This is a genomic window from Hymenobacter gummosus, assembly GCF_003970915.1.
In the GTDB taxonomy this organism is placed as follows: Bacteria; Bacteroidota; Bacteroidia; order Cytophagales; family Hymenobacteraceae; genus Solirubrum; species Solirubrum gummosum.
Genome location: NZ_RXOF01000012.1, coordinates 60719 through 84098 on the forward strand (window position 1 = coordinate 60719; position 23380 = coordinate 84098).

The following is a 23380-nucleotide window of genomic DNA, read 5'->3' on the forward strand; positions in this document are numbered from 1 at the left end:
CGGCCATGCCCGAATAGCACTTTTATATGTTCGTCGCTTTTCACGAACTCCCCGCCACGGCCCGCGTCTGGATATACCAGGCCAGCCGACCCCTTACCGACGCGGAGCTGACCGCCGTGCAGCCCGCTTTGCAGCAGTTTAGCGAAGCCTGGACCAGCCACGGCCGCACCCTGCGCGCCTCCGCCGAGTTCCGGCACCGCCAGTTTCTCATCCTGGGCCTCGACGAGGCCGTGGCCGACGCCAGCGGCTGCTCCATCGACGCCTCCGTGCGCTTCGTGCGCGAGCTGGAAGCCCGGCTGGGCCTGAGCCTGCTGGCCAAGGAAGAATTGGCTTTTCTCACGCCCGATGGGCAGGTACAACTCGTGCCGCGCCGGGAGCTGAAGCAAGCCGTGGCCAGCGGCGTTTTGCGGCCCGATTCGCCGTATTTCGACAACACAGTGGCCCAGCGCGGGGCGCTGGAAACGGCTTGGCCGGCCCCCGCCGCAACGACCTGGCTGGCCCGTTATTTTGCTGGCAACTAGGAAAAAAAAGGGGGTACCGGCGAAATCCTAACCAAACTTAGTATTATTGCTAGCCCCAATTTGGGCATCGAGGGTTCACCCGAGCCTCCACCCCAACCACCACCCTTCTCTCTTTCTACCACCTTATGAAGAACCTCATCGTTGCTTGCGCAGCTGCTGGCACGGTAGCCGTCCTGGGCGGCTGCGCCGCGTCGGGCGGCCTGAGCAAGGCCGATAAGCGCTTTGCGCGTGGCGAATACGAAACCGCCATCGAACTCTACAAGGCCGACGTGGCTAAGGGCAAGGATGTTGCCACGGCCAACTACAAAATCGGCGAGGCGTACCGCGTGTCGAACCGCATTGAGCAGGCCGAGTCCTACTACAAGGCCGCACTGGATGGTGGGGTGAAAAATGCCGACGCGCTGTTCTACTACGCGCAGGCTCTCAAGGCAAACGGAAAGTATGAGGAAGCCGCTACGCAGTTTCAGCAGTACGCCACCAGCGGCACCAACCGCACGCTGGTAGCCCGTGCCGAGCGCGAAGCCCAGAATGCGCAGGCCGCCACCACCCTGCTGGCCCAGCGCAACAACAACGAGGTGATGCCCCTGGACCAGATCAACTCGGCCGCCTCGGACTTCAGCGCTACCATCAAGCCCGACACCAAGGAGCTGGTATTCGCCTCCGGCCGCGACGGGAAGAAGTACCTCGGCAACGGGGAAGGCTTCAACCACCTGTACGCCATCAAGTTCGATGACGCCGAGAAGATGACCGGCGGCACGGTGATGCCCTACGAATCGGTGGCCATGGGCGGCGGCGCCGCTGCTACGCCGGCTCCGGCCGCGGGTGCTACCGGCACTGCGCCGGCCCCGGCTCCGGCCAAGAGCGACAAGGACGCTGGTAAGCCGGTGTTCAACAAGCCCAACATGCACCAAGCCTCGGCGACTTTCTCGCCCGACGGCAAAATGATGATTTTCGCCCGCTCGAACGACGGCTCCAAAAAGGGCCTGATGAGCGTGGACCTGTTCGTATCGTACTTCCGCGGCGGCACCTGGACGGAGCCCGAGCTGGTGCGCGGCGTGAACAACAGCAAGGCCGACGACTTCTCGCCGGTTCTCTCGCCCGACGGCCAGACGCTGTACTTCGCCTCCTCCCGCCCCGGCGGCCAGGGCGGCAACGACCTGTACAAGTCGACGCTGGGCGCCAACAACCGCTTCTCGACCCCCGAGAACCTGGGTGACCAGATCAACACCGCCGGCAACGAGAACTTCCCGGCCGTGGGCCCCGACGGCACCCTGTACTTCTCCTCCGATGGACACCCCGGTCTGGGCAAGCTCGACCTGTTCCGCGTGGAGAAAGGCAAAGTGGTGAACCTGGGTGCCCCCATCAACAGCACCGGGGACGACTTCGCCCCCTACGTGACGGGCAAGGACATGGGCGTATTCGCCTCTAACCGCGCCGGTGGCAAAGGTTCGGACGACCTGTACATGTTCCGCAAGAAGCCGCTCAAGCTCGTGACCTTCTACGCCGAAGGCAAAGTGCTGGGCAAGGACGCCAAAACCGGCGCCACCGAGCCGCTGGCCGGCGAAACCGTCACGATTCTGGGCGCCAACGGCCAGAAAGTGCAGGACGTGCAGGCCGGGGCCGATGGCTCGTTCAAGGTGAAGCTGGACACTTCGGCTACCTACTCCTTCGTGGCTGACCGCAGCGGCTACTTTACGGCCCGTCAGGGCGTGAGCACCGTGGGCCGCGTGCCGGCGCAGGATCAGCTGCCCAACGAGATGAACGACATCAGCATCCCCGTGACGCTGACGCTCGACAAAATCGTCGTGAACAAGGCCATCGTCGTGGAAAACATCTTCTACGACTACAATAAGGCCGATATTCGCCCGGATGCTGCTACCGAGCTGGACAAGCTGGTGCAGACGCTGACCGACAACCCGGACATCAACATCGAACTTAGCTCGCACACCGACTCGCGCGGCAACGACAAGTTCAACCAGGACCTGTCGCAGAAGCGTGCTCAGTCGGCCGTGGATTACATCATCTCGAAGGGTATTCCGAAGGCTCGCATCACGGCCAAAGGTTACGGCGAGACCCGTCCGGTGGTGAAGACTGCCAAGACCGAGGAGGAGCACCAGAAGAACCGTCGCACGGAGTTCAAGGTGACCAAAATCAACGCTGCTCCGGCCGGCAACTAAGTTCGGTAACAGCGTAAATCAGAAAGCCCCTGCATCAGCCGATGCAGGGGCTTTTTTGTAGCGCGAAGTTGTGCTTCGCGTATCGTGGAACGGTACGGGTGAATGAAAATCGTCCGAGCGGCAGCAACGATACGCGAAGTACAACTTCGCGCTACCGCAGCGTATACGGCTTGGCACAGTAGTTGGCTTAGGGCAGAAACGCGGGGCTATTCCGGCGCCGCATTTCTGCTCCTACAGCTATGAAACGAATCTTACTATTGGGCCTGAGCCTGCTGCTGATGGCGCAGGTGGCCCTGGCCGTACCGGCGGGCCTGGTGGTGCGCTCCGAGCGCGGCCTGCCCTTCCGCCTGCGCCTCGACGGCTACCGCATCGGGGGCCGTGCGGGCATGACCGACGTGCGCTTCAACCGCCTGGCGCCCGGCACGCACTGGGCCGAGTTCCAGATTCCGGCCAACGGGGGCGTGCTCAACTACCGCACCCAGGTGCAGCTGCTGCCCGGCCGCGAAACCCGCTTCGTGCTGGTGACGCGCCGCGGCTACCCGCCCCTGCTGCAGCGCGTGAGCGAAGCCCCGCTGCCCGGCTGGGCCGGCGGCCGCGGCCCCGGCCGCCCCGACGACTACGGCTACCAGTGCCAGCCCACGCCCTTCGGTGGGGCCAACAGCTGGCCCGCCCCCGGCCGCGCCGACGACTGGTACGGCCGCGACGATGACGGCCCGTACAGCAGCGGTGGCAGCGCGCCGTATCCGCAGCCGCCGGTGAACAGCTACCCGCCGCAGCCCGGCAACCAGGGCTACCCCTCACAGCCTGGCAACAACGGCTACCCGCAGCCGGGCAATAATGGGGGCTACGGACAAGGTGGCTACGGGCAGGTCGGCTACGGCAACAACTACCGCCACCTGCTGACGACGCAGGAAACCGACCAGCTGATTCAGGCCGTGCGGGCGCGCTCCTTCAGCGACCAGAAAGTGCTGCTGGCCAAACAGGCGCTGGCCGACAGTGACATCCGCAGCGAAGATTTGCGCCGCCTGCTGCAGAGCGGCTTCGATTTCGACCAGGGCAAGCTGGAACTGGCCAAATACGCCTACAGCCGGGTGGCCGACCGCCAGAACTTCTACCGCGTGTACGACACGTTCAGCTTCGACAGCAGCATCCGCGAGATGCAGCAGTACATCGAGCAGAACCGCGGCTAAACAGCCGGTAATGGATGGTGCCACGACTCCCAAAGTCGTGGCACCATCCATTACCGGCTGTTTAGCCGCAAAGCAATTACCCTTTTGCGCAAAAAAAGTGGTGCCACGACTTTGGGAGTCGTGGCACCACGGCGTTCAGGGCAATTTCCGCGCTTAGCGGAGGCGGTCCATGGAGCGCACCAGCCGTTCGTCGCGGCGGATGAAGCGGCTGGCCAGCAGGTTCAGCAGCAGGGGCAGCGTGAGCAGGTAGAAGCCGGGTTGAAATTCGCCGGGAATCTTCACGTTCAGCATCTGTTCGCCCATGGACGAGTAGTAGAAGCTGGCGCCCAGCGTGGCCGAAATCAGCAGCATATTCAGGGAGCCCAGCATCAGCTGCGTCATGCGCTTTTTGTACTGGAAGATTTCAGCCAGGGCCACCAGGATGCTGGCTACGGCTAGGCCGGCAATGGCGTAGGTGCCCACGGGCGCCTGGCCGGGTACCGACGAGGTCAGCTGGGTGGCTGTGAGCGTGACGGTCTGCTGGGTTTGCGGGTCGGTTTTGGTCCAGAGGGGCAGAAACAGCACGCACACCATGCAGATTGCCAGCAGCAGCAGAAAAACGCTTTGGATTCTTTGTATCATCTTTGTTGTTATGAGCGAACGGTCGGCCCGACGGGCCGGCAAAAGTAGCCAAAAGACTCCGCTAACCCGCATTCACCCAATGCCTGAAGCATATATCGTCGACGCGGTGCGTACGCCCGTCGGCAAATTTGGCGGCGCCCTCAGCGCCGTGCGCCCCGACGACATGGCCGCCGTCGTGCTGCGCGAACTGATGCGCCGCAACCCCGGCGTCGACCCCCAAGCCATTGAAGACGTCATCATCGGTGCCGCCAACCAGGCCGGCGAAGACAACCGCAACGTGGCCCGCATGGCCGCCCTGCTGGCTGGCCTGCCCCTGTCGGTAGCGGGCGTAACGGTAAACCGCCTCTGCGCCTCGGGCCTGCAGAGCATCATCGACGCCACCCGGGCCGTGCGCTCGGGCGACGGCGACGTGTACCTGGCCGGCGGGGCCGAGAGCATGACCCGCGCCCCGTTCGTCATGGCCAAGTCGGAAACCGCCTTCGGCCGCGACTTTACCGCCCACGACACCACGTTGGGCTGGCGCTTCGTGAACCCCAAGCTGGCCAAGCTGCACCACCCGTTCACCATGGGCGAAACCGCCGAGAACGTGGCCAAGCAGTACGGCATCACGCGCGAGGAGCAGGACCAGTGGGCCTTCGACTCGCAGCGCAAGTACCAGCGCGCCTTCGAGAAGGGCCGCTTCCGCCGCGAAATCGTGCCGGTGTTCGTGGCCCAGCCCAAGACCGAGGCCGTAATGTTCGACACCGACGAGCATCCCCGCGCCACGGCCCTGGAAAAGCTGGCGACGCTGAAGCCGGCGTTCATCGCGAATGGCACCGTTACGGCTGGCAACGCCGCCGGCATCAACGACGGCGCCGCCGCGGTGATGGTGGTAAGCGAAGACGCGCTGAACCGCTTCAACCTCAAGCCCCTGGCCCGCGTGGTTTCGTCGGCGGTGGCGGGCGTGGACCCGTCCGTGATGGGCGTGGGGCCGATTCCGGCTACCCGCAAAGCTCTGCAGCGCGCCGGGCTGACCATCAACGACCTGGACCTCATCGAGCTGAACGAGGCCTTTGCTTCGCAGGTGCTGGCCTGCGTGCGGGAGCTGGAGCTGGACCCGAGCAAAGTCAACGTCAACGGCGGTTCCATTGCCATCGGGCACCCGCTGGGGGCTTCGGGGGCGCGCATCACGGCCACGCTGCTGCACGAGATGAAGCGCCGCGACGACGTGCGCTACGGCCTGGCCACGATGTGCGTCGGGGTAGGGCAGGGGGCCGCGGTGATTTACGAGAAGCTGTAGTGGCCACCGCGCCGGCTACCGACCCGCGGCGGCCCGAGCTGCCCCTGCCGGTAGCCGGCGCGCGGCTGCGCCCTTTCGGGCCCGCCGACGCGCCCGCCCTGGCCCGCCACGCCAACGACCGGGACATCTGGCGCAACCTGCGCGACCGGTTTCCGCACCCTTACTCCCTGGCTGATGCCGAGGGCTACGTGCTGTTCGTCAACACCATCGGCGCGGCTGACTTGCACCTGTGCATCGAGGTTGACGGCGAGGCGGCGGGCAGCATCAGCGTGCTGTTTAAGGACGACATCAGCCGCCGCGAAGCCGAAATCGGCTACTGGCTGGGCCGGGCCTACTGGGGCCGCGGCATCGTGTCGGCGGCCACCAGGGCGCTGGCCGGTTACGCCCTGGCGCACTTTGATGTGTGCCGGCTGTACGCCACGGTGTTCGAGTATAACCCGGCTTCGGCGCGGGTGCTGGAAAAGGCCGGCTTCGGCTTCGAGGCCCGGCTGCGCAAGAGCATTACCAAGGACGGGCAGACGGTCGACGGCCTGCTGTACGCCTTGGTGGTAGCATAAGCTTGACTCCGTCGACCTTCGGTTTAGCTTGTGCTGGCGCCGCAGGCGCCAAGGCGGAACCGCGCCGTTGACCATCATGCTTGAAAGCTGCAAGGCGAAACCGCGCCGCCGGGCGTCGTGCTGACAGGCAGAACCGGATTGCGGCCGTTGGCCGCAGCACACACTGAAGTGTATGCCACGATATTTTCTCGAACTCGCCTACGACGGCACGGCTTATAAGGGCTGGCAAATTCAGCCCAACATGCCGACCGTGCAGCAGGAGCTGGACCGCCGCCTCTCGCAGATTCTGCGGCAGCCGGTGTACTCGCTCGGCAGCGGCCGCACCGATTCGGGCGTGCACGCCAGCCACCAGGTAGCCCACTTCGACGCGGAGCTGCCGGAGGGGTTGAGCCCGGAGCAGCTGTTGTACCGGCTGAACCGCGCCCTGCCTTCGGATATCGGGGCCTACGCCCTCACGCCGGTGCAGCCCGACGCCCACGCCCGGTTCTCGGCCGTGGCCCGCTCCTACGAGTACCACGTGGCCCTGCGCCGGGACCCGTTTCGCCGCGACCAGGCCCTGTGGCTCGACAAAGCGCCCGACGTGGCGGCTATGAACGAGGCGGCCCGGCACCTAGTCGGGCAGCGCGACTTCACGGCCTTTTCCAAGGTGAAGGGCGCCGAGACGCACTACGTGTGCTGGGTGCACGAGGCGGGCTGGCACCCCACGCCGCACGGGCTGGTGTTCCGCATCCGGGCCAACCGCTTCGTGCGCGGCATGGTGCGGCTGGTGGTGGGCACCCTGCTCGACGTGGGCCGGGGCAAGCTCACGCCCGCCGGTTTTGCCGACGTACTGCACCGGCAGCAGCGCATTGCGGCCAGCGGGGCGGCGGCAGCGCACGGGCTGTTTCTGAGCCGGGTAGAGTATCCGCCGGAGGTGCTGCTGCCGGGCCAGGAGTCGGCCGAAAAGCCGTTTTTCGTGACGGATGCGGAGCTGCAGCCGTTTTACTGGCAGCAGCCGGAAAAGGATAGATAGAACGTCATTCTGAGCAGAGCGAACCGCAGGAAGGCGTAGCCAAGGACCTTCTTCTTACCCCGCACTGCCGCTGATAACAACGTGCAGACGTTACGTCGCCAGAACGATAAAAGCGCAGCTACCGCGGCCCGGACGATTGGGCGTTGGTGGCTGCGCTTTTATCGTTCTGGCTGGGTAAGAGGAAGGTCCTTCGTCCTCGCTTGATGCGCGACATGCTCAGGATGACGTTCTTTTTGCCATTGGCTGCGGGGCTACCCGGGCCGCCGTAACTTGCGGCCCGCTTGGGCGGTTTACCTCCGTACCCATTCTCCGCCCACCTAACCCCCCACCTGCTGCCCGTGGAATCTGCTGCGCCCGCCGCTACCTCCGCCAAAGCCGGCAACATCTTCGACTGGCAGGTGCTGCGGCGCCTGATGGTCTATATCCGGCCCTACCGCAGCGTGTTCGTGCTGCTGATTTTCCTGACCATTGCCACCGCCATTCTCGGCACGGTGCGCCCCTTCCTGATTCAGCGCATGGTCGATGTGCAGATCAGCAACGAGGACTGGCCGGGGCTGAACCGCATGGTGGCGCTGCTGCTGGGGCTGCTGGCCCTGAATACCGGCGTGAGCTACCTGCAGACCTACTACGGCGGCTGGCTGGGCCAGTACATCGTGCGCGACATCCGGGTGGACCTCTACCGCCACATCCTGAATCTGCGGCTGCAGTTCTTCGACCGCACGCCCATCGGGGTGCTGGTCACGCGCAACATCTCCGACGTGGAAACCCTCTCGGACGTGTTCAGCGAAGGGCTGGCGGCCATGATTGGCGACATTCTGCAGCTGGTGTTCATCATGGCCTTCATGTTCTACATCGACTGGCGGCTGACCTTGGTGAGCCTCTCGGTGATTCCGCCGCTGCTGTTCAGCACCTACGTGTTCAAGGAGAAGGTCAAGAAGTCGTTCCAGGAGGTGCGCACGGCGGTGGCCAACCTCAACGCCTTCGTGCAGGAGCACCTGACGGGCATGAACATCGTGCAGATTTTCAACAACGAGCAGCGGGAGTTCCGCAAGTTCGAGGCCCTGAACAAGGAGCACACGGCCGCCAACATCCGCTCGGTGCTCTACTACTCGGTGTACTTCCCGGTGGCCGAGGTGCTGGGCGCGGTGGGCGTGGGCCTGCTGGTGTGGTACGCCTCACACGGGCAGATTGAGGGCACCATCTCCAAGGGCGCGCTGATTGCCTTCATCATGTACAACGCGCTGTTTTTCCGGCCCATCCGCCAGATTGCCGACCGGTTCAACACCCTGCAGCTGGGCCTCGTGAGCACCGAGCGCCTGCTGAAGCTGCTCGACAGCCAGGACTTCATTCCCGACGAGGGCACCCGGCAGCCGGCCACGCTCAAGGGCGCGGTGGATTTCCGCCACGTCTGGTTTGCCTATAACGAGCCGGAGTGGGTGCTCAAGGACATCAACTTCGAGGTGAAACCGGGGCAGACGGTGGCCTTCGTGGGCGCCACCGGCGCGGGCAAAACCAGCATCATCAACCTGCTCAGCCGCTTCTACGACATTCAGAAGGGCGAAATCTGCGTCGACGGCCACGATTTGCGCGAGTATGATTTGAAAGCCCTGCGCCGGCACATCGGCGTAGTGCTGCAGGACGTGTTCCTGTTCAACGGCTCAATTCAGGACAACATTACCCTGGGCAACGACGACATCACGGAGGAGCAGATCTGGCAGGCCGCCCGCCTCGTCGGGGCCGATAAGTTTATCGAGCGGCTGCCGGGCGGGCTGCAGTACAAGGTGATGGAGCGCGGCTCCACGCTGTCGGTGGGGCAGCGGCAGCTCATCAGCTTCGTGCGCGCCCTGGTGTACGACCCGCGCATCATCATCCTCGACGAAGCCACGTCCTCGGTCGACTCCGAGACGGAGGAAATGATTCAGGAGGCCATCGAGAAGCTGATGCGGGGCCGCACCTCCCTGGTCATTGCCCACCGCCTGAGCACCATCCAGAAAGCCGACCGCATCATCGTGCTCGACCGCGGCGAAATCAAGGAAAGCGGCCAGCACGAGGAGCTGCTGCGCCTGGGCGGCCGTTACGCCGAACTGTACCAGATGCAGTATGCGGTTTAGTGAAATGGTGAGATGGTGAATTGGTGAGTGCCGTTCGGCTTGCGCGAAATGCGCAGCCCCACGCCTCCCGACCATCAACCTCACCATCTCACCATCTCACCATTTCACCATTTTCTAATGCGTTGGTTTCTCATCATTGGCGGCGCGCTGGTGGCCGTTTTCGTCGGGGTTTACGTGTGGCTGGGCGGGCTGAAGCCGCCCACGGTGGAGCTGCTGACCACTGAGCAGCCGGTGTTTCTGGCCGGCAAGCCGTTCAAGGGCGTACCCAACGCCGAGTTTGGCAAGCTCACCGGCGAAGTGGCCGAGCTGCAGCGCCGCGGCACCGTGCGGGGCGTGCTGGGCAACATCTTCTACAACGACGTGGAAAAGCAGGGCCAGCCGGTAGAGGCCTTCGTGGGCCTGGTCGTGCCCGATACCACCCAGCGGCTGCCCATTGGCTACCGGTACCGCGTCTTTGCGGGCGGCCAGAAAGTGCTGCGTGCCCGCACCGACGCCAGCTTCATGCTCGCCCCGGGCCAGCTGTACTCGGCCGTGAAGGACGAGGCGGAGAAGCGCAAGCTGAAGCTGCGCAACGTGTTTGTGGAGCAGTACCCCGAAAACGGCACCTCCGAAGTGCTGGCGACGGTGCAGTGAGTACCGTACGGCTAGCTAGGAGCTAAAGACCAAGGCGAGTTGCCTTCCTCGGCTGAGGAGGGAAACTCGCCGCTAGCTCTTAGCCGCGTGCCGCAACCTAATCAGTTGCTGCTACCGCCGCCCAGGTGGCAGGAAACGCCCAGCAGCAGCTGCGACAGGCCAAAACGGGCCCCGAAGTAGGAGGTGCGCGTTTGGGGCGCGTCGGGCAGCGCAGGCTCTTCCTGCTTGCCGGTGTTGGAGGAATAGCTCAGGTTGCCGAGGGAAACTTCCAGGCCAATGCGGTTGCTGGGGAAGTACACCAAGCCCGGCGTCAGATTGGCAAAGCCCCCCTTGGTCACGTACTTACCGTTGTTGTAGCTGGCCGGCCCCTCGTAGGTGGTGCTGCCCTGTGCGCGCGTATAGCCCCCGGCCAAATGCCCGTAAAAGCCCATTTTCTCGCCCAGCATCTGGTAGTAGCGCACAAATGGCCCGATGCTGGCCCCCTTGGAGCGGTCCGTGCGGTCGGCAAACTGCGGCAGGCCTGAGGGGGAGGAGTAATAAGCATCCGGCATTTCGGCCTTCTGCCAGCTCAAATCAGCCTGCACGCCCACGGCCAGGCGGTTGGCCACAAACACCCCCACCCGCGGCGACAGGTTCAGCTGGCTGTTCTTTACGGTGCGCTTGATCGGGCTGCTCTGCGTGGCTGAGGTTTCATCTACCCGGCTGTCGTAGCCGAGGCTGCCGGTGAGCAGGAAGGTGCCTGGGGCCGTTTGGGCCTGGGTGCCGGCCGCGGCTAGTAGCAGCGCGGCGGAAAGAAAAAGATGCTTCATGCAATACGCTCCAACGAGCTATTAAAGGGGAATAACGGCGCAATAACGGCAGATGACGGCCGGCAGTATGGCTGCCCGGCACCGAAAAAAAACGCCCCGCCGCCCGGCAAACGGGGCGGCGGGGGCGCAAAAGCCGGGGGCGGCGCTGAGGGGCAGAAACTTACCGTGCCGCGGGCTTCCAGTGGTCGGGCATGGTCACGCCCAGGCTCAGCATCCAGGGCGACAAATCGGCCTGGCGGCCAAAGCGCGTAGCGCCGGCCCACTGCTGGTAGTAGGCATTGGCCGTCAGCCAGAGGTCGGAGCGCAGCTTGTAGGTGAGCGAAGAGCCGGCCTGCGCCACCAGCCCCACCGAGGTAGCCAGCGTCTTGGCGTGGGTGCTCGGCTCGCAGCCGCAGTCGGCCTCCTGCCCGCGGTCGGCTACCTGCTGGGCGCGGTCGGCGAGGGTGGCCACGCCGGCCCCCACGCCCCCCAGCAGGCTCAGCCGCAGGCGGGAGTTGTCGAGCACGAACAGGCGGGTGCGGCTCGACAGGGTGTACAGGCCCAGCATGGGCTTGGCCGCGTCACGCACGCCCAGGTTCGAGACGATGCGCTGCGGCACGAGCACGTTGGCCACCAGCCCGGTCTGCGCCGCGGGGCTCAGGCGGTAAGTGCCCTCCAGCTCGGCCCCGCCGAAGTAGCCGTGACGCGTCTGGGCGCCGGCTAGCCCGAAGAAAAAGCCCCAGCGGCTCGGCTCGAAGGGCCGCTCCACGGTGTCGGGGCTGCTGCAATGCCAGTAGTGGCCATTGGCCAGCAGCATGGTGGTGTAAAGGGCCGAGTACGGCACGCAGCGGGCGCCGCGCTGCGCGGTGGCCGCGGGGCTGCAGGCCAGCGAAAGGGCAGACAGGGCAAGTAGGTATTTGAGCATAGCAAGCGGAAAATTGGGTGGGATGGGCAGAAAAAAGGCCGCGGCGAAGCGAAACGGCCGGACCGCTGCCGCTGCAAATACTATTCCGTGTGGATATATTCATAGCCGCCGGCCGTAAAAAATTTGCGTACAACCCGCTGAGTACCTTTCTTTAGGCTCAATCCTCACTCCCCGCCATGCGCTTCGGCCTGTTCACTACCGCCACTACTACCACAACCGCCCGCTGCGGGTGGGACGGCGGCGTGCGCGCGGGGGACTAGCCTTTCTTCGCCTCAATCCATAGCCAACGCCTTCCCGCTCCCGCAGGAAGGCGTTTTTTTCTGTCCAACCCCCTATGAACGTTCTCAAATTCGGCGGTACGTCCGTCGGCTCCATAACCAGCATCGGCACCTTGCTCGACATCGTGGGGCGCGAAATCCAGGCCGGCGAGGCGCCCGTGGTGGTGCTGTCGGCCATGAGCGGGGTGACCAACCTGCTCGTGCGCGCCGCCGAGGAGGCGGCCCGGGGCCTGCCCGTGGCCGGGCACCTGCAGGAGCTGGAGCGGCGGCACTTCGAGGTGGTGAAGGCCCTGCTCGACGCGGCCCGCCAGAACCCGGTGCTCACGCGCCTCAAGCTGCTCTTTCACGAGCTGGAAGACCTGCTGCAAGGCATCAGCAGCCTGCGCGAGCTGAGCCCGGCCACCCGCGACCGGGTGCTGAGCTACGGGGAGCGGTGCTCCACCTTCCTGGTCAGCGCGCTGGCGGCGGGGCGCTTTCCGGCGGCTTTGTTCGTCGATGCCACGGAGCTGATTCGTACCGACTCGCACTTCGGGCAGGCGCGGGTGGAGACGGAGCTGACCGAGCAGCTTATCCGCGGCTTCGTGGCCGAGCACCCCGGCCGCCTGCTCTTCGTGACGGGCTTCATTGCCCGCGACGCGGAGGGGCGCCTCACCACCCTGGGCCGCGGCGGCTCCGACTACACCGCCGCCATCTTCGGGGCGGCGCTGGGGGCGCGCGAAATTCAGATCTGGACCGACGTGAACGGCATGATGACGGCCGACCCGCGCTTGGTGCAGAAGGCGTTTTCCCTGCCCGAGCTGAGCTACACCGAGGCCATGGAGCTGTCGTACTTCGGGGCCAAGGTCATCTACCCGCCCACGATGATTCCGGCGTTTCTGCGGCGCATTCCCATCGTCATCCGAAACACCTTCGACCTGGATTTTGCCGGCACCACCATCCGCCACGACTGCCGGGCGACGGCGCTGCCTATCAAGGGCATCAGCTCCATCGACGCGGTCAGCGTCATCAACGTGGAGGGTTCGGGCATGGTGGGTAAGGCCGGCTTCAGCGGGCGGCTGTTCTCGCTGCTGGCCCGGGAGCAAATCAACGTCATCCTCATCACCCAGGCTTCCTCCGAGCACAGCATCACCTTCGCCGTGGCCCCGCCCGACGCCGTGCGCGCCCGGCAGCTCATCGGGCAGGAGTTTGAGCTGGAGCTGGAAGCGCGCAAGCTGGAGCGGCCGCGCATCGAGGACGGGCTGGCGGTGCTGGCCATCGTGGGCGAGAATATGAAGCAGACGCCCGGCATTGCCGGCAAGCTGTTTCAGGCCCTGGGCCGCAACGGCGTCAACGTGCGGGCCATTGCCCAGGGCTCCTCGGAGTACAACATTTCCGTCATCATCGGCCACGACGACCTCGCGAAGGCCCTGAACGCGGTGCACGACGCCTTTTTCGTGGCCCTGACCAAGACCCTGCACGTGTTCGTGCTGGGCACCGGCAGCATCGGCCGTACCCTGCTCGGGCAGTTGCACGCCCACCAGGACTTTCTGCGCGAGCAGAACGGCGTGCAGGTGCGGGTGGTGGGCCTGAGCAACTCCCGCCGCATGCTCATTGCCCCCAACGGCATTGCCCTCGACGCCTGGGCCACCGCCCTCGACAACGGGCAGGCGGAACCGGCCAATCTGGAGGCCTTCCTGGCCCGCATGAAGCAGCTGAACCTGCCCAACTGCGTGCTGGTCGACAACACGGCCGCCCCGGAGCCGGCCGAGCACTATGCCGACGTGCTGGCCCACAGCATTTCGGTGGTGACCTGCAACAAAATAGCCAACTCCGGCCCCTACGCCCGCTACCGGCAGCTGCGCGAAGCCGCCCGCCAGCACGGGGCCGCCTTCTACTACGAAACCAACGTGGGCGCGGGCCTGCCCATCATCCGCACCCTGCGCGACCTGCGCACCTCCGGCGACCGGGTGGAGCGCATCGAGGCCATCTTGTCGGGCACCATCTCCTACATCTTCAACAACTTCCGCGGCGAGGCCTCTTTTGCCGAGGTGGTACGCCGCGCCCAGGAGCTGGGCTACACCGAGCCCGACCCCCGCGACGACCTCAACGGCCGGGACTTCATGCGCAAAATGCTCATCCTGGCCCGCGACGCCGGCCACGCGCTCGAACCCGAGGACGTTATTATCGAGCCCATGCTGCCCGAAGCCTGCCTGGCCGCGCCCACGGTGGAAGCCTTCTACGCGCAGCTGCAGGCCCACGCGGCCTACTTCGAGGAGCTGAAAACCAGGGCCGCCGCGGCCGGCCAGGTGCTGCGCTACATCGGCCAGCTCGAAGACGGCCGGGCCCGCATCAGCCTGCAGCTGGTGGACGAGCAGCACCCTTTCTACCAGCTCAGCGGCGCCGACAACGTCATTTCCTTTACCACTGGGCGGTACAAGGAGCGGCCCCTGGTGGTGAAAGGCCCCGGCGCCGGCGCGGAAGTCACGGCCGCCGGGGTATTTGCGGATCTGGTGAACGTGGGGACGCGGTAGGGGGAGGCGGGTGCATCCGCCGGGCCAGCACCTTACCTTTGAGACTCGCCGTACTGTAACTGCTCCGCTCATGCCCGCCATTGCCGATTTTCTGCGCCGCAACGAAAGCCGCACGCTGGAGTTCAAGCAGGATTTGTCCTCGCCTGAACGGGTGCTGAAGGCCATTGTGGCCTTTGCCAATACCACGGGCGGCACGCTGGTAGTTGGCATTACCGATGAGCGGCAGGCCATTGGCCTGGCCAACGCCGCCACGGAGGAAGAGCGGTTGGCCAATCTGATAGCCAACGGTATCGAGCCGGCTTTTTCGCCCGACTTTCAGGTGGTGACCGAGCGCGGCCGGGATTTTCTGGTGGTGCGGGTGCCGCGCTTTCCGGGCATGTTCTACGTCAGGCAGGAAGGGGCTGAACAGGGCGTGTACCTGCGCCACGGCTCTACCAACCGCCGCGCTACGCCCGAGCAGCGCGCCGAGCTGCAGCGCCAGGCGCAGGCCGGCACCTTCGACAGTCAGGTGTGCGTGCCCGCAACTTTGGCCGATTTCGACCAGGAGGCTGCCCGGCGGGTATTTGAGGCGGCCGGCCACGAACTGACCACGGCCAAGATGGAAACCCTGCACTTACTCGAACGCTCCGGCGACACCTGGCTGCCCACTAATGCGGCCATTATCCTCTTTGGCACGGCTGCCGCCCGGGCCCGCTGCTTCCCCGATGCGCGGGTGCAGGCAGCCCGCTTTGCTGGCACCACCAAGGCCGAATTTCTGGACCAGCTGGAGCCCGAAAACCGGGGCGTATCCATCATGGCGGCCCTCGACGAGGTACCCCGCTTCGTGCGCCGCAACACCCGCACGGCCTCCCGCATTACCGGCGAGACACTGCGGCGGCAGGACATTCCGGAGTACTCGGCCGTGGCCCTGCGCGAAGTGCTGGTCAATGCCCTGGCCCACGCCGACTACAGCCGCCACGGCATGACCATTAAGGTGGCGGTGTACAGCAACCGCATCGAGGTGGAAAACCCTGGCGGCTGGCCGCTGGGCCTGAGCGAGGAGGACTTTCGCAATGGGGTGAGCCGGGCCCGCAACCCCGTCATTGCCGGCGTGCTGCACAAGCTCACCATCATGGAAAACTGGGGCTCGGGCTTCGAGCGCATCGAAACCGACGCCCGGGAACACGGCTACCCGCTGCCGCAGTGGGAAGACAAGGGCACCGTGCTGCGGGCCAAGCTGCTGCCGCACCCGGAACTGCGGATTCCGGTAGGGGAGGAAGTTGCAGTGACACCCGATGTCACTGCAAATGTCACCGCAAATGTCACTGAAAACTTCAGTGCCAATGAGCGGCAGCAATGGTTCATGCAACAGATTGCGCGGGGCGTGAACGTGCGCCCCAATGCCCTCAGTGAGCGGTTCGGCGTGACGGAGCGCACGGCCAAGCGCGACATTGCCGCTCTGCAGGACGCGGAAAAAATCGTCTTCGTCGGCTCCACCAAAACGGGGCGCTACATCTTGCTAACTAAGGACGAGTAGACCCGGTGGAGCCGGCTGCCACACCGGCTTTGATTTACTCTGACATTCCAATGTCACTATAAATGTCAGAGTAAAATCACCGCCGCGCCGCCGTGGTTTGCAGTGACATTTATGGTGACATTTGTAGTGACATGCCATGTCACCGCAAATCCGCTGGCTTGTTTTACTGAATGTCTCAGCTACCCCTGTTCACGCCGGCCGCGCCTACTCCACCCGCTTCCATGCCTCAACTCGACCTCGATACCCTTGAATCCTGGCTCTGGGATTCGGCCAACATCCTGCGGGGCTCCATCGATAGCTCCGACTTTAAGAACTACATCTTCGGCCTGCTCTTCCTCAAGCGCGTCAACGACGTGTTCGAGGAGGAAGTCGACAAGCTCATGCAGGAGGAGGGCTACTCCCGCGCCGAGGCCGAGGACGCTACCTACCTCAAGGTGCCGGCCGAAGCCCGCTGGGAGGCCCTCAAGAAAGTCACCGAAAACATTGGTGTGGCCCTCGACAAGGCCTTTGCCGCCATCGAATACCAGAACACCGAGCTGAAGCTGGAAGGCGTGCTGACCGCCACCAAGTTTGGCGACAAGGAAAAGCTCTCGGACGAGACGCTGCAGCGCCTGCTGCGCCACTTCAACCTCCACTCCCTGCGTAACGAGGACCTCTACACCCCCGACCTGCTCGGCGACGCCTACGAGTACCTCATCAAGCAGTTTGCCGACGACGCGGGCAAGAAGGGCGGCGAGTTCTACACCCCGCGCGGCGTGGTCCGGCTCATCGTGGGCCTCATCCGGCCCCAGCCCGGCAACTCGGTGTACGACCCCACCTGCGGCTCGGGCGGGATGCTCATCGAGGCGGCGCGCTACATCGATGAGCACTCCAAGGACCGCAAAACCAAGTTTGTGAACGTGCAGCTGGCCGGGCAGGAAAAGAACCTGGGCACCTGGGCCATTGCCAAGCTCAACATGCTGCTGCACAACTACAGTGCGGACCTGCGCAAGGGCGACACCCTCACCGACCCCCGGCACCTTACGGGCGACAAGGAGCTGATGCTCTTCGACCGCGTCATTGCCAACCCGCCCTTCTCCCAGGACCGGTGGTGGACGCCGGCCGAAACCAACCCCACCAAGAAGCTGGGCCGCAACGGCAAGGAAACCGAAGTAGTCCCCAACTACGCCAGCGTGGTGGCCGACCCCTTCGGCCGCCTGCTCTACGGCACGCCCCCGCGCTCCTACGCCGACCTGGCCTTTCTGCAGCACATGCTGGCCGTATTGCGCCAGGAGGGCCGCATGGGCGTGGTGCTGCCCCACGGCACCCTGTTCCGGGGCGGGGCCGAAGGCACTATCCGCGAGAAGCTGCTGCAGGCCGACCTGGTGGAAGGCATCGTGGGCCTGCCCTCGGCCCTGTTCTACAACACCGGGATTCCGGCTGCCATCTGGGTGCTGACCAAAACCAAAGCCCCCGAGCGGCGCGGCAACGTGCTGGTGCTCGACGCCAGCCAGGAGTTCAAGGCGGGCAAAAACCAGAACGAGCTGGAAGAAACCCACGTGCAGCGCATCCTGGCCGCCTACGAGGCCGGGCAGGACGTGGACAAGTACCTGCGCGTGGTGCCGCTCTCGGAAATCAAGGCCAACGACTACAACCTGAACATCTCCCGCTACATCGACCGCAGCGAAGCCGCCGCCGCCATCGACCTGGCCGCCGTGCACGTGGCCCTGCGCGAACTGGAAGCCAAGGAGGCCGAGATTGACGAGAAACTGGAACGCTTGCTGGAGGAAATTGGGCTATGAAGAACGAGATGAAGCAAACGGTGCTTGGGCTGATTCCGGCGGATTGGGAGGTTACGAAGCTTGGAAAATTTGGAAGTTGTATCCGTGGAGTTTCTTACAAGCCTGACGATTTAGTAGACGAACTGACTAACGCAATAATTATTCTGCGTTCGAATAATATTGCCGACGGTAACCTGAATTATGATGATGTAAAGCTTGTAACTCGAAAAAATGTAGCCGAGAAGCAGCTTCTTCAAGATGGTGATATTGCTATATGTATGTCCAATGGTAGTAAACGGCTCGTTGGGAAGTCAGCACGATACTCTCAAAAAGGCTATGAGGTATCTATTGGTGCATTCTGCTCACTTTTTCGAGCGAATACAGACATTGATAAGAACTTTTTATTCCAGTTATTTCAGTCTGATTTATATCAAAAGCAGATTGATTTAGAATTGGCAGGTTCCGCTATCAATAACTTAAAGGATTCGTCAATCAATGGATTGCTTTTCGCTTTTCCCCCGCTGCCTGAGCAGCAGAAAATAGCCGAAATCCTCTCCACGCTGGATGAGAAGATGGCCGTGATAGACGAGCAGCTAGCCCAAACCCAGGAACTGAAAAAGGGCCTGATGCAGCGCCTGCTGACGCGCGGCATCGGCCATACCGAGTTCAAGGATTCGCCGCTGGGGCAGATTCCGGTGGGGTGGGAGGTTCGTTTGCTGGATGAGGTAGCTGAGCGCGGCAGTGGGCATACTCCCAGCAAGAATTTTCCAGAATACTACAACGGTGGAATAAAATGGATTTCGTTAGCTGATTCTTTTAGATTAGACAACGGCTGGATTAAGGAGACAAAAACAGAAATATCCAGCCTTGGTATTAAAAACTCCTCTGCTACGCTTCATCCAGAAGGCACTGTCCTGCTTTCAAGAGATGCAGGAGTTGGTAAAAGTGCGGTTATGCACGAGGATATGGCTGTTAGCCAGCATTTCATTACATGGACTTGTAATGGGAAGCTTAACAACTGGTTCCTCTACTATTATCTACAATTGCAAAAGCCGCTGTTTGAAAGAATAGCGTCAGGCTCGACTATCAAGACGATAGGTCTGCCCTTTTTTAAAAAATTCTCCGTCCCGGTTCCTCCTATAGCGGAGCAAGAACAGATAGCCGAAATCCTCACCACCGTCGACGACAAAATCCAGGTGCTGGAGGACAAGAAAGCCCAGTACCAGACCCTCAAGCGCGGGCTGATGCAGCAGCTGCTCACCGGCCAGCGGCGGGTGCGGGTGGTCCCGGCCGAAACGGTGCTGGCCTAGCCCACTAGATTGAACGTCATGCTGAGCCCCGTCGAAGCATCTCTACCGCTTCGTTGCGTCGTGCGGTAGAGATGCTTCGACGGGGCTCAGCATGACGTTCTTTTTTCCCTTTATTGCTCCCCGCCCGCGCCGCCCGGCTGCGGCGCTACCAGTATCCTACGTGCTTATGAGCCCGACCCCCGAATATCTCCAGTCGGAGCAGCCGGCCCTGCAGCTGCTCCAGCAGCTCGGCTACCAGTACCTGCCCGGCCCCGCCCTCAGCGCCGAGCGGCCCGACGCCCGCGAGGTGCTGCTGCCCGGGCGCCTGCGGGCCGCCATTGCCCGGCTCAACCCCACCCTGGACGCCGCCAACCAGGCCCGGGCCTACGACCGGCTGGCCGCGGTAACGGGCGAGCTGCTGGAAGCCAACGAGCAGGGGTGGAAGCTGCTGCTCGGCACGGATCTGTCGTTGAAGCAGGACAACGACTTCCCGGCCGTGCGCTACCTCGATTTTCAGCGCCCCGCCAACAACGACTGGCTGGTGGTCAGCCAGCCGCGCTTTCAGGGCCGCCTGTCCGTGGCCGAGCCCGACATCGTGGTGTTCGTGAATGGGCTGCCGCTGGCCGTGCTGGAGTGCAAGGCTGGCAGCGCCACCGGGGCCTGGGACAGTGCCTACCACGACCTGGCCTATTACCAGCACAACAACGAGCGGCTGTTTCACTACAACGTGCTCTGCGCCGGCCTCTGGCAGGTAGGGGCCAAGTACGGCGCCATCGGTACACCCCAGCCCTTCTACGCCAGCTACAACGACCTGCGCACCGATGCCGCCGCGCTGGCCGCCCTGCTGCCCGGGGGGCGGCAGCCCACCCCGCAGGACCGCCTGCTCTACCACCTGCTGGCCCCCGCCCGCCTGCTGGCGCTGCTGCGCCACTTCGTGCTGTTTGAGCGCGAGGAAGGCCGCACCGTCAAGAAACTACCCCGCTACCAGCAGGTGCGGGCCGTCAACCGCACCATTGCCAACCTGCGCGCCCACGACCAGGGCGGCGTGGTGTGGCACACCCAGGGCAGCGGCAAGTCGCTCACCATGGCTTACCTCATCCGCCGGCTGCAGGCCGCGGGCAGCGGCTTCGACAACCCCACGGTGCTCGTCCTCACCGACCGCACCGACCTCGACCGGCAGATTACCACCACCCTGCGCGGCGTGGGCCTCCCAGTGCAGCAGGCCCATTCGGTGAAAAGCCTGGCCGAGCTGCTGCGCAACGACTACGGCGGCATCATCACCAGCACCCTGCAGAAGTTTCAGCAGCCTGACGCCGAGGCCCCCGATACTGATACCGCGGAGGCCGACACGCCCGACACCGAGGGCATCACGCGCACGGAGCGCTACATCATGGACAACCTGCTGGTGCAGGTGACCAAGGCGCTGCGCAGCGGTAAGTGGACCGAGGAGAGCCGCGAGGAAATTCCGCTGACGGTGCTATCCGCCAAGCCCAACCTCTACGTGCTGGTCGACGAAGCCCACCGCAGCCAGTACGGCTTCCTGGCCGCGTTCATGCGCTCAGTGCTGCCCAACGCCAAGTTCGTGGCCTTCACCGGCACGCCCATTTCCAAAGAGGATAAGTCGACACTGGCCGAGTTCTACGGGCGGGACTACCTCGATACCTACACCATCCGGGAAGCTGTGGACGACGGCGCCACCGTGCCCCTGCTCTACGACGCCGGTATTGCCCGTCTCGACGTGCGCAAGGCCGAGCTGGACGCCGAGTTTGAGGCGAAGTACGGCCACGAGCCCGAGGAGAAAAAGACCCGGCTCAAGGACGAGGCCCTGCGCCAGTACCAGCTGTCGGCCGAGCGCATCGAGGCCATCAGCCGCCACCTGCTCGACCACTACCGCGCCAAAATCCGGCCCGACGGCTACAAGGCCATTCTGGTGTGTGCGGGCCGGCGGGCGGCCGTGCTCTACAAGCAGGCCATTGACAAGCTGCGCGACGAAGGCGTGCACGACTTCAGCACCCGCGTGGTGGTGAGCCTGGGCGCCGCGAAGTCGGATAAGCTGGCCGCCGAGCAGGCCGAGCGCCTGGCCTGGAACCGGGAGCATCCGCAGGACCCGGTACCGCTGCTGCTTACCCCGCCCGAGGACGTGAAGCAGGTAACCGAGGACTTCAAGCTGCCCTTCGGCGACGAGGCCGCCCGCGACAAATCGGGCAAGAAAAAGCAGTTCGACAACACGGCCATCCTCATCGTGTCGGACATGCTGCTCACCGGCTACGACGCCCCCATTGCCGCCTGCCTCTACCTCGATAAGCCCCTGAAAGAGCACAGTCTGCTGCAGGCCATTGCCCGCGTCAACCGCACCTACCGGGGCAAGGCCGAAGGCTACATCCTCGATTACAGCGGCATCACCGCCGACCTGCTGCACGCCCTGGAAATCTTCAGCGGCGACGTGCGCCCCGACGATATCCTGCGCAACCTCAACGACGAAATACCCAAGCTGGCCCTGCACCACGGCCAGCTGCTGGCTTTCAGCAAGCCCCTGAAGCTGGACCGCCACTACCAGCGCGAGAAGTTCATCGACGCCTTCATCCCCTACCTGGAGCCCCTCTACCGCCGCGACGAGTTCAAGGTGCTGCTCAAGGCCTTCAACAAGTCCATCCACATCGTGCTGCCCAACGTGGCCACCATGCCCTACCAGTACGATTTCGCGCTCTTCAACGAAATCCGCCGCAAAGCCCGCAACGCCTACCCCGACGGCGACCCGTTCAAAGTGACGGCCGAGGAAAGCCGGCACCTGCAGCAGCTTATCGACGAGCACCTGCGCGCCCGGGGCGTCGATAACCTGCTGGCCGAGCCGGTGTCCATCATCGACCGGGAGAAGTTCCGGGCCGATATCCTCGACGCCTCGCCCACCACCAAGGAGCTGAAGATGCGCCACCAGCTCAAGTACGAAATCAAGCTGGGCCTGGGCCGCAGCCCCGCCTACTACCAGCCCCTGTCGGACCGCCTCGATGAGCTGATCCGCGACGAGGCCGCCGGCCGTATCACCCAGGCCCAGCTGCTGCTCGCCTACGAGGGCCTGCTCGATGCCATCGTGAACGAGCAGCGCGAAGGACAAGCGGAAGGCTTCCGTACCGAGTACGAAACGGCCGTGTTCAACTCCCTCAAGGCTATCTTTGACGGCCAGGCCGCCGGCCTGACGCGCCAGCTGTTCCACGACATCAGCGGCGAGCTGGACATCGTGGGCTGGAAGGATAAGGGAGAAGTGAAGAAGGAGATGGAAAACAAGCTCTACGCCCTGCTCAAAGCCCAGCTACCCGGCCCCGAAGCCCGCCAGAAAGCCAGGGAACTGATTCTGCTCATTCAGAAAAACGCGTGATTCACCACGTCCAGTACGGTCCGCACCGCATCAGCTACACCATCCAGGAGCGCCCCGAGCTGGCCGCCCACTACCTCAGCGTGGCCCAGCACGAGGGCGTGGTGCTGAAAGGCCCGCGCCTGTCCGCCGCGGAGGCCGACAGCCTGGTGCTGAAAAAAGCCCGCTGGATACTGGACAAGCTGGCCCTGGTGCGCGCCCCCCGGCCCGAGGATGTTGTCACCGGCTCCCGCATCAGCTACCTGGGCCGCAGCTACTACACGCAGGTCGTATTCGTGCCCGGTCTGCCCAAAGCGCAGGTCACGTTCAACCATTCCAGCTTCCGCATCCAGGTAGCCCCCGAAGGCGACGTGCAGGCGGCCATTGCGCAGGCCCTGGCCGCTTTCTTCCGGGCCAAGGCCCGTGCCAAGCTGGCTCCCCGTCTGCGCCAGTGCGCCGCTCAGACCGGCCTGACCTACGCCGCCCTGAAAATCCGTCAGATGCCCAAGCGCTGGGGGAGCTGCACCGCGCAGGACGTGATTATGCTCAACCCGGAAGTAATGAAGCTGCCCTTTACCCTGATTGACTACGTGCTTGTCCACGAGCTGTGCCACACACGGGTAAAGAGCCATAACAAAGAATTCTGGGCCGAATTGGCCCGGCATTGTCCCGATTGGAAGGAATTGGACAAGCGGGTGAAGGACATTCGGTTGTAGGCCGCCCGCCATGCCAGTGAAAGAACTTCTGGTTATAGGATAGAGACACCGCTGACGCCTCCAAAAAAAAATTGCAATGCGTCAGTGCCTGCTGACGCGCCTTGCTTTTTTTTCGGAGGCGTCAGTGTCGACTGACGTCAGAAATTAT

At 63.9% G+C, this 23380-nt stretch carries 17 protein-coding genes; 14 read left to right on the plus strand and 3 right to left on the minus strand.

What is annotated here, in order from left to right; all coding sequences use genetic code 11:
• Positions 1-26 precede the first annotated feature (26 nt).
• From EJV47_RS18915 to EJV47_RS18925, 3 genes are all read left to right on the plus strand, one after another.
• Positions 27-521 carry a hypothetical protein gene (locus EJV47_RS18915; protein ID WP_126694746.1) on the plus strand — a complete coding sequence of 165 codons (495 nt, stop codon included), beginning with the start codon at positions 27-29 and terminating at the stop codon, positions 519-521.
• A gap of 125 nt (positions 522-646) precedes the next feature.
• On the plus strand, positions 647-2698 hold the full coding sequence (locus tag EJV47_RS18920; protein ID WP_126694747.1) for an OmpA family protein: 2052 nt from the start codon (positions 647-649) through the stop codon (positions 2696-2698).
• A gap of 239 nt (positions 2699-2937) precedes the next feature.
• Entirely contained in the window at positions 2938-3888 is a 951-nt protein-coding gene (locus tag EJV47_RS18925; RefSeq protein WP_126694748.1) for a proline and serine-rich protein 1 family protein, read from the plus strand.
• 153 nt (positions 3889-4041) lie between these two features.
• Here EJV47_RS18925 and EJV47_RS18930 read toward each other — a convergent pair whose 3' ends face one another.
• Positions 4042-4509: a DUF4293 domain-containing protein gene (locus EJV47_RS18930; RefSeq protein WP_126694749.1), complete on the minus strand. Its 468-nt coding sequence runs from the start codon at positions 4507-4509 to the stop codon at positions 4042-4044.
• A 79-nt stretch (positions 4510-4588) separates the two neighbouring features.
• Between EJV47_RS18930 and EJV47_RS18935 the strand changes: the two genes are divergently transcribed.
• From EJV47_RS18935 to EJV47_RS18955, 5 genes are all read left to right on the plus strand, one after another.
• Positions 4589-5788, plus strand: coding sequence for a thiolase family protein (locus EJV47_RS18935; protein WP_126694750.1), 1200 nt, complete (start codon positions 4589-4591; stop codon positions 5786-5788).
• Entirely contained in the window at positions 5788-6345 is a 558-nt protein-coding gene (locus EJV47_RS18940) for a GNAT family N-acetyltransferase (protein WP_207895931.1), read from the plus strand. The genes EJV47_RS18935 and EJV47_RS18940 overlap by 1 nt, the downstream gene beginning before the upstream one ends.
• Before the next feature lie 172 nt (positions 6346-6517).
• Positions 6518-7357, plus strand: coding sequence for a tRNA pseudouridine(38-40) synthase TruA (gene truA / locus EJV47_RS18945; protein WP_126694751.1), 840 nt, complete (start codon positions 6518-6520; stop codon positions 7355-7357).
• A 413-nt stretch (positions 7358-7770) separates the two neighbouring features.
• A complete protein-coding gene (locus tag EJV47_RS18950; RefSeq protein WP_126694861.1) occupies positions 7771-9468 on the plus strand; it encodes an ABC transporter ATP-binding protein in 1698 nt (565 codons plus the stop codon).
• 117 nt (positions 9469-9585) lie between these two features.
• Positions 9586-10101 (plus strand): hypothetical protein, encoded by a 516-nt coding sequence (locus EJV47_RS18955; protein ID WP_126694752.1) that lies wholly within the window; start codon positions 9586-9588, stop codon positions 10099-10101.
• A 101-nt stretch (positions 10102-10202) separates the two neighbouring features.
• On the opposite strand, the gene EJV47_RS18960 is transcribed toward EJV47_RS18955, so the two are convergent.
• Positions 10203-10910 carry a hypothetical protein gene (locus EJV47_RS18960; protein WP_126694753.1) on the minus strand — a complete coding sequence of 236 codons (708 nt, stop codon included), beginning with the start codon at positions 10908-10910 and terminating at the stop codon, positions 10203-10205.
• A gap of 160 nt (positions 10911-11070) precedes the next feature.
• Complete coding sequence (locus tag EJV47_RS18965) at positions 11071-11814, minus strand: hypothetical protein (RefSeq protein WP_126694754.1); 744 nt, start codon at positions 11812-11814, stop codon at positions 11071-11073.
• Positions 11815-12148: 334 nt separating this feature from the next.
• Here EJV47_RS18965 and thrA point away from each other — a divergent pair, with 334 nt between their 5' ends.
• From thrA to EJV47_RS18995, 6 genes are all read left to right on the plus strand, one after another.
• Positions 12149-14602, plus strand: coding sequence for a bifunctional aspartate kinase/homoserine dehydrogenase I (gene thrA, locus EJV47_RS18970; RefSeq protein WP_126694755.1), 2454 nt, complete (start codon positions 12149-12151; stop codon positions 14600-14602).
• A 70-nt stretch (positions 14603-14672) separates the two neighbouring features.
• Positions 14673-16118 (plus strand): ATP-binding protein, encoded by a 1446-nt coding sequence (locus tag EJV47_RS18975; protein ID WP_126694756.1) that lies wholly within the window; start codon positions 14673-14675, stop codon positions 16116-16118.
• A 221-nt stretch (positions 16119-16339) separates the two neighbouring features.
• Positions 16340-17899 carry a type I restriction-modification system subunit M gene (locus EJV47_RS18980; RefSeq protein ID WP_126694757.1) on the plus strand — a complete coding sequence of 520 codons (1560 nt, stop codon included), beginning with the start codon at positions 16340-16342 and terminating at the stop codon, positions 17897-17899.
• Positions 17896-19188 carry a restriction endonuclease subunit S gene (locus tag EJV47_RS18985; RefSeq protein ID WP_126694758.1) on the plus strand — a complete coding sequence of 431 codons (1293 nt, stop codon included), beginning with the start codon at positions 17896-17898 and terminating at the stop codon, positions 19186-19188. The genes EJV47_RS18980 and EJV47_RS18985 overlap by 4 nt, the downstream gene beginning before the upstream one ends.
• A 166-nt stretch (positions 19189-19354) precedes the next feature.
• Entirely contained in the window at positions 19355-22540 is a 3186-nt protein-coding gene (locus EJV47_RS18990; RefSeq protein WP_126694759.1) for a type I restriction endonuclease subunit R, read from the plus strand.
• A complete protein-coding gene (locus EJV47_RS18995) occupies positions 22537-23232 on the plus strand; it encodes a M48 family metallopeptidase (RefSeq protein WP_243651225.1) in 696 nt (231 codons plus the stop codon). The genes EJV47_RS18990 and EJV47_RS18995 overlap by 4 nt, the downstream gene beginning before the upstream one ends.
• The last annotated feature ends 148 nt before the right edge of the window (positions 23233-23380 follow it).